Source organism: Gelidibacter sp. (assembly GCF_053579655.1).
Window position 1 is genome coordinate 64,484 of record NZ_JBMDWE010000022.1, and the last position, 9,814, is coordinate 74,297.

The 9,814-nt window shown below is 37.4% G+C and carries 7 protein-coding genes; 3 read left to right on the plus strand and 4 right to left on the minus strand.

Annotation, left to right across the window (positions count from 1 at the left end):
- Positions 1 to 94: 94 nt before the first annotated feature.
- Positions 95 to 1,519 carry an L-serine ammonia-lyase gene (locus ACOH2D_RS12170; protein WP_348037386.1) on the minus strand — a complete coding sequence of 475 codons (1,425 nt, stop codon included), beginning with the start codon at positions 1,517 to 1,519 and terminating at the stop codon, positions 95 to 97.
- A gap of 330 nt (positions 1,520 to 1,849) precedes the next feature.
- Positions 1,850 to 2,359: a hypothetical protein gene (locus ACOH2D_RS12175; RefSeq protein WP_348037388.1), complete on the minus strand. Its 510-nt coding sequence runs from the start codon at positions 2,357 to 2,359 to the stop codon at positions 1,850 to 1,852.
- Positions 2,360 to 2,531: 172 nt separating this feature from the next.
- Here ACOH2D_RS12175 and dnaK point away from each other — a divergent pair, with 172 nt between their 5' ends.
- On the plus strand, positions 2,532 to 4,436 hold the full coding sequence (dnaK, locus tag ACOH2D_RS12180) for a molecular chaperone DnaK (RefSeq protein ID WP_449535399.1): 1,905 nt from the start codon (positions 2,532 to 2,534) through the stop codon (positions 4,434 to 4,436).
- Positions 4,437 to 5,180: 744 nt separating this feature from the next.
- Here the strand turns inward: dnaK and ACOH2D_RS12185 are convergent.
- Both ACOH2D_RS12185 and ACOH2D_RS12190 read right to left on the minus strand, forming a co-directional pair.
- Positions 5,181 to 5,726, minus strand: a complete 546-nt coding sequence (locus ACOH2D_RS12185; protein ID WP_348037392.1) for a hypothetical protein — start codon at positions 5,724 to 5,726, stop codon at positions 5,181 to 5,183.
- Positions 5,727 to 5,949: 223 nt separating this feature from the next.
- Complete coding sequence (locus ACOH2D_RS12190) at positions 5,950 to 6,660, minus strand: Crp/Fnr family transcriptional regulator (RefSeq protein ID WP_348037394.1); 711 nt, start codon at positions 6,658 to 6,660, stop codon at positions 5,950 to 5,952.
- 209 nt (positions 6,661 to 6,869) lie between these two features.
- Between ACOH2D_RS12190 and ACOH2D_RS12195 the strand changes: the two genes are divergently transcribed.
- Together ACOH2D_RS12195 and ACOH2D_RS12200 are read left to right on the plus strand one after the other, a co-directional pair.
- A complete protein-coding gene (locus ACOH2D_RS12195) occupies positions 6,870 to 7,838 on the plus strand; it encodes an NAD(P)H-dependent flavin oxidoreductase (protein WP_348037396.1) in 969 nt (322 codons plus the stop codon).
- Positions 7,839 to 8,880: 1,042 nt separating this feature from the next.
- Positions 8,881 to 9,814 (plus strand): ice-binding family protein (locus tag ACOH2D_RS12200; RefSeq protein WP_449535400.1); only part of this gene is annotated, 934 nt, incomplete at its 3' end.

Here is a 9,814-nt window from a genome sequence, read left to right on the forward strand (position 1 = left end):
TAACCTTATTTGCCGTCGAAATATAGTGTACAATTCAATAATAAGAAATGACTCTTCAAATTTCCATGGCATTCTGGTCTTTCATTATTTAAGATTAACAATCTGAAAGTTGGACGCTAACCGCCAAGCCACCTTCAGAAGTCTCTTTGTATTTTGAACTCATGTCCTTTGCAGTCTCCCACATGGTTTGCACCACTTTGTCTAAGGGTACTTTCACATTCTTTGGATCGGTGTTCAAGGCTAATTCTGCAGCATTTATGGCTTTGATGGCACCCATGGCGTTGCGTTCAATACATGGGATTTGAACCAAACCGGCAATAGGATCGCAGGTTAATCCAAGATGATGTTCCATCGCAATTTCAGCAGCAATTAAAACCTGATCGGCTGAACCTCCCAATAATTCACAAAGTGCAGCAGCTGCCATGGAAGAGGACACGCCAATTTCGGCCTGACATCCGCCCATAGCGGCTGAAATAGTCGCGTTTTTCTTGAAAATACTGCCAATTTCTCCAGAAACCAATAGGAATTTCTTGATATGCTCAAAATCAGCCTCATGATTTTCGATGACCATATAATACATCAAAACTGCGGGAATAACACCAGCACTTCCATTGGTCGGCGCTGTCACAACACGACCTAAGGCCGCATTGACTTCATTGACACTGAGTGCAAAACAGCTGACCCATTTAAGGATTTCCCGAAACTTGACTTCCGTTTTTCTGATGGTTTGCAACCATTCCTGTGGATTGCTGTACGGCAAATCACATTTCAAACTTTTATGCATGTCAAACGCTCGGCGCCTCACATTTAATCCGCCAGGTAAACTGCCTTCGGTATGACAGCCAATATACATGCATTCCAACATGGTGTCCCAGATCCGTTTCAACTCAAAGTCGATGGTATCCATATCTCGGATTGATTTCTCGTTTTCTAAAACTACACTGGAGATTGGCAAGTTTAATTCATGGCAATAGGCCAGTAATTCTGTGCCTAATCGGATAGGATAGGGGAAAGTGTTATGAAAGATTTCCTCTTTCTTTTTTGATGTCTTACGTTCTTCTTTGACCACAAATCCGCCACCGATAGAATAAAACGTCGAACTGTATGCACGTCCTTCAATGGTTGCGGTAAATTTCATGCCGTTAGCATGAAATGGTAAAAACTCTCTATTAAAAACAATGTTTTTCTTGACATCAAAATCCACAGGCCTTTCATTATTAAAAAGCAAGGTATGTGTGTTTTTGACTTCAACAATGGTCGTTTCAATACTGTCGATAGGAACGGTTTCAGGATCGGCACCGCTTAAGCCTAATATCACGGCGTAATCGGTAGCGTGGCCTTTTCCTGTCAAGGAAAGAGAGCCATATAGATCAACAGTGATTTGTTCTACCTTTTCAAATCTATTACTTTCCTTTAATTCCGCGATCCAGCGTTCGGCAGCGCGCCACGGACCTAAAGTGTGGGAGCTTGATGGCCCAACTCCAATCTTTAACATATCAAATACAGAAATACACTCCATTGACGCAAACGTTTAAGTGAACGGGCAAAGATACTGTTTGTTATAGAAGATATTTAGGAAAACGCGGCAATTGTTGGTGTAAATAAGTGCTATTGGTCGAATATAGCCTTCGATTTTTAATGCTCTATAAATTAAAGCCGGGACTTAAGTTTTAAGTCCTTGAAGGACAATGTGATTTAGCATTTTTAGTGAGTCCTATAAATAAAAAGGATGTTTTTACCTCACAATAAAATGTCAGTTGACGTTCGTTTTTCCTTTATTAAAATACGATTTAACTGACAAAAGAGTGTGCTAAAAACATCCTTTTCTACAAAAACTTCTTTTTTAAGCTTATTTCATCTCAAAACTTTCAATGTTATAGGCCTGCATGACATCCTTCAGATTGGAAACGTCTACACCTACATTATCCGCAGGGATGACGACCACTCTGAAAACTTGCTTTTGTGTCCATTCTGAACCTAAGGTTGTTAGATTTTTAGTGCCGTCTAGAAAGAAACGAACATCCGTTTGTGTGAAATCAAAATTATAAACCAAAATGCCATCATCAAAATAGACGTTTTGAGGCATTAAACGCCAAACGTCTTTGCCGTCAGTAGTTTCCCAGGAAATATACACCAGCGTCACATCCGTGTTCAAAACTTCAAAGCCATATTTTTCAGTATGCGAAAATTGATTGGCAGCATTGAAATCGACTTCAATTTCAAAGGCAGACGAGGCGATGATGCCGCCGTCTTGTCCATCAAGGCCATCTAAACCTGGAGGTCCCATTGGGCCTTGGTCGCCAGTGCAAGCAGTTAGTACAAGGGCGAATACGAATAATAAGGATGCAATCTTTTTCATGTCAATTTTTTTTACAATTTATGTAAAATTACAATTCGTTTCTGTAAACAAGTCAAAATAAGACCAAAGTTTTAGTTAAAAATGACACCTTGTCATATTTTCTGTCATGGCACAATCATTGACATAGACTAAGAGAAATAAAAAATTAATAATTCAACACAAAACATATATTATGAGTAAAATAATTGGAATCGATTTAGGTACAACCAACTCTTGCGTTTCGGTAATGGAAGGTAATGAGCCAGTTGTAATTCCTAACGCAGAAGGTAAAAGAACTACGCCATCTGTCATTGCTTTCGTCGAAGGTGGTGAAATTAAAGTTGGTGACCCAGCAAAACGTCAAGCCGTAACAAACCCGACAAAAACGGTTTCTTCGATCAAACGTTTTATGGGAAATAAGTATTCTGAGTCTAAAAAAGAAGCAGAACGTGTACCATATAAAGTTGTAAAAGGTGACAACGATACGCCAAGAGTAGATATCGATGGTCGTTTATATACACCGCAAGAATTATCAGCAATGATTCTTCAAAAAATGAAGAAAACTGCTGAGGATTATTTAGGTCAAACAGTAAGCGAAGCTGTAATTACAGTACCAGCTTATTTTAATGACTCACAACGTCAAGCAACAAAAGAAGCAGGTGAAATTGCGGGTTTGAAAGTTCGTCGTATCATAAACGAACCAACGGCTGCAGCATTAGCTTACGGATTGGATAAAAAAGGACAAGATCAAAAAATTGTGGTTTTTGACTTTGGTGGAGGAACACATGACGTTTCTATCCTTGAATTAGGTGATGGTGTTTTTGAAGTATTATCAACAGAAGGAGATACCCATTTAGGTGGTGATGATGTGGACCAAAAGGTTATCGATTGGTTGGCTGACGAATTTAAATCAGAAGAAGATATCGACTTACGTAAAGACCCAATGGCTCTTCAACGTTTGAAAGAAGCTGCTGAGAAAGCGAAGATTGAGTTGTCATCTTCTGCACAAACAGAAATTAACTTGCCTTATGTTACGGCCACTGCAACCGGACCAAAACACTTGGTAAGAACGTTAACCCGTGCAAAATTTGAGCAATTGATTGACGATTTAGTAAAACGTACAATCGATCCTTGTCAAAATGCAATGAAAGCTGCAGGTCTTTCAAAAGATGATATTGATGAAGTTATCTTAGTTGGTGGTTCTACACGTATTCCTGCTGTACAGGCTGCCGTTGAAAAATTCTTCGGAAAAGCGCCTAGTAAAGGTGTTAACGCTGACGAAGTTGTAGCTGTAGGTGCTGCAATTCAAGGTGGTGTTTTGTCAGGAGATGTGAAAGATGTATTGCTTCTTGATGTTACGCCATTATCTCTTGGTATCGAAACTATGGGTAACGTTATGACGAAATTAATTGAAGCTAACACAACGATTCCTACTAAAAAATCGCAAGTGTTCTCAACAGCTGCAGACAATCAACCTTCAGTGGAAATCCACGTATTACAAGGGGAGCGTACAATGGCTGCCGATAACAAAACAATTGGACGTTTCCATTTAGATGGTATTCCACCAGCACAACGTGGAACGCCTCAAATCGAAGTGACGTTTGATATTGATGCGAACGGAATTATCCATGTTACTGCAGGCGATAAAGCAACCGGAAAAACACAAGATATTCGTATTGAAGCATCTTCTGGATTGACTGAAGAAGAAATCAAAAAGATGAAAGCTGATGCTGAAGCAAATGCTGAGTCTGATAAATTAGCAAAAGAGAAAGCTGAAAAATTAAACGCTGCTGACGCGATGATTTTCCAAACAGAAAGTCAATTGAAAGAATTTGGTGAAAAATTATCGGATGATAAGAAAAAACCGATTGAAGAAGCACTTGAAGAATTGAAAGCAGCTTTCGAATCTAAAGATGTCGCACTAATTGACCCAGCTCTTGAGAAAATCAATGAAGCTTGGAAAGTAGCTAGCGAAGAAATGTATAAAGCACAAGGTGATGCTCAGGGTGGTGCACAACCGGGACCTGATGCTGGTCAAGGTGGACAGTCCCATGAAGGCAGTGATGTTGAGGACGTTGATTTTGAAGAAGTGAAATAAGCAGAGAACCAATTTTGCCTAAGCAAAATTGTGTGAATCGCTTATGCTGAGCCTGTCGAAGCATATTATTAGCATGAAGCTTGAAGTTAGAAGTAAAAACGCAATCATTTATTTGGTTGCGTTTTTTTATGCTTTTAAATTTTAGAAAACCTCTGAGAAGTTAAATTTCTTGCCATCTTAAAACACATCAAAATCTAAAGGCTCCTTCCCTTTTTTCAAGGGAAGGTGGCTTCAATTCCAGAAAAGGAATTGAAAACGGAAGGGTTATCAATTACAAATCCAGAGAAAATTAAACGTACTAAACCTCTCAGGTTTTGGAAACCTGAGAGGTTTGCATAAGCTGAGCCTGTCGAAGCATATTATTAGCTTGAAGCACGAAGCTGGAAGTAGAAGTAAAAACGCAATCATTCATTTGGTTGCGTTTTTTTCTGCTTTTAAATTTTAGAAAACCTCTGAGAAGATAAATTTCTAGCCAAATCTTAAAACACATCAAAATCTAAAGGCTCCTTCCCTTTTTTCAAGGGAAGGTGGCTTCAATTCCAGAAAAGGAATTGAAAACGGAAGGGTTATCAATTACAAATCCAGAGAAAATTAAACGTACTAAACCTCTCAGGTTTTGGAAACCTGAGAGGTTTGCATAAGCTGAGCCTGTCGAAGCATATTATTAGCTTGAAGCATGAAGCTGAAGTAAGATCGCAACCATAAATTATAAAGAATTGCGTTTTTTTAAAGTTTATTCTTGAATTACAATTTATTATGATTTCGGTGATTTAAAATTTCTCCTTGGCAATCAATTTTTAAATTCATTTTATCCTCGCCGTTTTTGATTTGGACTTGGTATAGTTTCTTAACATTTTCACCTTGATAATAGTTGACGCGATAAGTCGTTTTATTTAGAGTCCAATCTGGATAATTGGATTGAAGTGTTTGGAGTACCTTTTCTGGTAAAATTACATTTTCAAATTTTTCAACGCAATTAAGGAGTTTGCCTTTTTCATCATAGGAAGCCATAATACTGCCATCGGTAGTTTGGAACAACATAGTGTAGGTTTCAAAGGTATTGGTAAATATCGGAGACTTGGTAATGTCAAAATGTTCTACTTCGGTCTCTAAAATTTCTACTTGTTGTGATGCATTTTTATCGTGAACGGCATTAAAATAGATGGGGTTTATATTAGGAGTAGCCTCGATTTCTTTTAATTGTACGTGATTAACCACGTAAGTGTCGTTTTGCGCATGGGCTAGGTTGGTAAGACCTAAAATAGATAGACCGATTAACAGTGTTTTCATGATTTCTATATGTTTTAATAGTTGCTTGTTTGTTGTGGAGTAGCTGGATTGTGAAAATTCTTTTCCTGGCCTAATTTAATAAGCTAACTCCTTGGTGTGATTAATGTAAAAAGTGTTTTGATGTTGGGAATAATACAGAGCCAAAAGTAATTGAATAATAAAAGTGGTTTTGCTACCAAATTAGCATTCAATTATTAATTAACAAGAAATTATGAAGTGACACTCATATGAAAGGATCCTCGGTTTGACTTAATTCTGTCAGGAGTAAAAGATTAAGGATTTCGATATGTTTTCGGCTTACGTGAATAATACCCGCTTTTTTGAATTCTTGGATATGATGGTTAAAAACAGCTCTTGAGGTGCCAATTAATTGCGCTAGTTCATCGTGCGTTAAATCGTTTATACCCTCAATTTGATGGTTTTCAACATTATAATGTTGCAATAGAAGATTTGCCAATCTAGCAGTTAAATTGTTCGTTCCTAAATCCAAAATATGCGATTCCAATAACTCGAATTTTTTAATGGTATATCTAAAGAAGCAGTTTAAAGTAAGCGGATTTTTTTTGAGCCAATCTCTTAATGCATCTATGGAAATAACCAAAACATCTAAATCCTGAAGCACATCATAACACACATTATGTTGCTGGTTATTGATCAATGTGAACACATCGAAAACATCATTTTTAGATAAGATGAATAGCGTGAATTGCTTGTCGGAATTGTTTAGGTTAAATACTTTTACTTTTCCGTTAGTAATAAAATAGAAATTGTAATGCGTTTTTTCCTTTCCAATACAAGGCGTTCCTTTAATAAGACGCTTCAATTTACAGTTTTCTACCAAGGAAATCATCGATTGGTGGGTGACGCCTTCAAAAAGTGGATTATTTATTAAAAGGTCAATATAAGAATCAAAATTATGTTGTACGGTAGCCATATAAAAGCATTATATATTCAGAAATATAAAGCGGATAGCCTAATAAAAGACTTCTAAAATTACGTTTTTAAAACATTATTTCATAATAATTGAGGCTCTACTTTTGGTATAAAAAAATACTATGCATGCATAATAATTTTATATATTTGTGAAAATCATACAGGCTTGACAGGTTTCCAAAACCTGTCAGGTATTTAAAGCAACTTCCAATGTCAACTGAACTCAGTCAACTCCTCAACATTAAATACCCAATTATCAAAGCACCTATGTTTTTGGTGTCTAATACAGCCATGGTTATTGAAGCCATGAAAGCAGGTATTGCAGGATGTATTCCAGCTTTAAACTATAGAACCCTTCCAGAGCTCAAAGCTGCTATTTATGAATTGAAAGCTGCTAAAGTAGAAGCTTGCCCGACCGATGGGCGGGGTGGCTCTTTTGGCTTTAATCTGATCGTTAACAAATCCAATATCAAATACAAAGAGCAATTGCGTGTGCTGTGTGAAGAAGGCTGTGATTTTATAATCACCTCGTTGGGAAGCCCAGAAGAAACAATCAATCAAGCTCATAAGGTTGGGATCAAAGTGTTGTGTGATGTTACCGATTTGAAATTCGCTAAAAAGGTGGAAGCGTTGGGTGCGGATGCCATTATTGCGGTCAATAACGAAGCAGGAGGACATCGCGGCGATTTGTCTCCAAAAGAATTGATCCAACTCTTAAAAAGCAATTGTAAGATTCCTGTGATTTCTGCGGGTGGCGTTGGGACTAAAGCAGAGTTGGAGAGCATGTTGAGCTATGGCGCAGACGGTGTTTCGGTGGGGAGTCCATTTATAGCTTCATTGGAAGCTGGGGTGACGGACGAGTATAAACAAGCTTGTGTGGACTATGGCGCGAAGGATATTGTCATGACGCAACGCATTTCAGGGACGCCTTGTACAGTGATCAATACGCCCTATGTTCAAAAAATTGGTACTAATGAATCGGGGTTGGAATCACTATTGAACAAGAACAAAAAGCTCAAAAAATGGGTCAAGATGATCCGTTTTTCAATAGGTATGAAAGCCACCGAAAAAGCAGCTACTGAAGCAACTTATAAAACGATATGGGTCGCTGGACCTAGCATAGAATATACAAAAGCTATATTATCGACGAAAGCAATTATTGATAATCTAGTAAATTAACGATGATATTATTAATCCGGACAGTCTCTTCAAATCTAATTTTGTTAGTTTGGTATTGACGTTAGATGCTGATTTAGAAATTCGGGATTGGAAAGAAGATCATATATTCTATCATTAATTTGATGAAGTACTTTAATCTCCGTAAAATCCTTCATATTGTAATATCAGGAGTTTCATATTTTTATTAAATATTGAATGTTTTTGGTCCGCAGTTTCGATTAAATCTTGATATTGTTCCAAATTTCAATAAAGTAATTTATCAAGATAATTTTCTGAACTATCTTTACACTTATATGAACTTTTAGTAAATTACTGCAAGTCAGCAATTTATTTAAAATTAATTGTTTTTTTTAACATTTTATTTTATATATTTGATTTATCCTAGAAAAATAAATTACAATAATCTTTTCAATAGATTACTAGCAGATTTTTTGATTAATAGCAATTATTAAAAAATTTACGTATTACTTGTTGTGCTATAAATTTTGTTGCATCACTTCCAAATCTGCCTATATCCTACATATCTACTTGTTTTATGCAAATTTTGCTATTAATTAAAACTTAAGAAGTTATGAAAATTCTACGAGAAAACGAAGGGTATACTTTTTATTCATCACTCATATTACTGCTTTATTGCTGCCTATCAATGACGGCTTTTTTTATACCCAGTGGCAATCTAATTGCACAAAGTAAGTCCTCACCGGTTGAATGCCAACCAAACATCACTGTGGGTCATTGGCCTAACCCATGTACGGCCATGGTTTATTGTTCCAATAGTGGAGCTGTTGAGTCTGGCTTGATAAATTGCACCAATGCTCGCGCCCCTGATAATTGATATAAAAAGCACTGAACCTTGGTTGTATAGATGGAACCTCTACAAAGTGGTGAGTTCCTCAATTACAAATCATCCTTATTTTGAACATCAATTCGATGTATTTACTTAGATGTAATAACTGGGAATAAGGATGACATTTATGCGGGATCTAAGAATTTAAATTGTTCCCACCCAATATTTATTAATAACCTAGTAAAATATACCTGTATGAAATTAAAATTATCTTCTACAATTATAACATTGATAATGGTATTTTTGTCATCCCATAGCTTTGGTCAAGCGCCAGACTTAGGATCTGCTTCGGAATTTGCGGTTTTCACATCCGTCGGTGCTTTTACAAACGATGGAGCAACTGTTGTTATAGGTGACATTGGCTCCAATGTAGGCGGTGTCACAGGGTTTCCCCCCGGAGTGGTAATTGGAAGTATTCATGATGCAGATGGTGTTTCGGCAACAGCAGCATCGGATGTGTGCGCTGCATATAGTGAATTGGACGGGATTCTTGGCGGTACCGTTATAGGGACTACACTAGGAAGCGGTCAAACGCTTACACCTGACATTTACATTTTGGGAGCTGCTTCAACTTTAAACGGGGAACTGTTTTTAGATGCGGGAAATGATCCGAATGCGATATTTATTTTTCAGATAGATGGTGCTTTTAGTACAACCGTAGGCTCAATGGTGACATTAATTAATGGAGCCTCTTTCTGTAATATTTATTGGCAAATAAATGGTGCAGTTACTTTAGGCGAAGGTTCTTTTTTTCAGGGTACTATTGTAGCTAACGGGGCTATACATATTTTGGAAGCAGCTGCACTTAATGGCAGGGCCCTTACGTGTGCCGGAGCTATTGACTTACATAATAACAAGATCACCAACGGATTGCCAATCGCATCTACAATTTCTGCGAGTGGAGCTACAACATTTTGTACTGGTGACATCGTTACTCTTTCTGGGAATGTTGGCGGAACCTGGAGTACAGGAGAGACAACGGAATCTATTGTAGTCACCGTGAGTGGTGACTATTTTGTAACAAATACAGGTGAGTGCGGTAGTGTAGAATCAAATCATATTAGTGTTACGGTGAATCCTTTGCCGGTCTGTGAGATCACGGGCGACAATGTACTTTGTGAAGGTGGCT

Excerpts from the sequence above, each read along its gene's own strand:
- ACOH2D_RS12185 (WP_348037392.1), bottom strand. The coding sequence starts at position 5,726 with ATGAAAACACTGTTAATCGGTCTATCTATTTTAGGTCTTACCAACCTA.
- ACOH2D_RS12175 (WP_348037388.1), bottom strand. The coding sequence starts at position 2,359 with ATGAAAAAGATTGCATCCTTATTATTCGTATTCGCCCTTGTACTAACT.
- ACOH2D_RS12195 (WP_348037396.1), top strand. The coding sequence starts at position 6,870 with ATGTCAACTGAACTCAGTCAACTCCTCAACATTAAATACCCAATTATC.
- ACOH2D_RS12170 (WP_348037386.1), bottom strand. The coding sequence starts at position 1,519 with ATGGAGTGTATTTCTGTATTTGATATGTTAAAGATTGGAGTTGGGCCA.
- ACOH2D_RS12190 (WP_348037394.1), bottom strand. The coding sequence starts at position 6,660 with ATGGCTACCGTACAACATAATTTTGATTCTTATATTGACCTTTTAATA.
- dnaK (WP_449535399.1), top strand. The coding sequence starts at position 2,532 with ATGAGTAAAATAATTGGAATCGATTTAGGTACAACCAACTCTTGCGTT.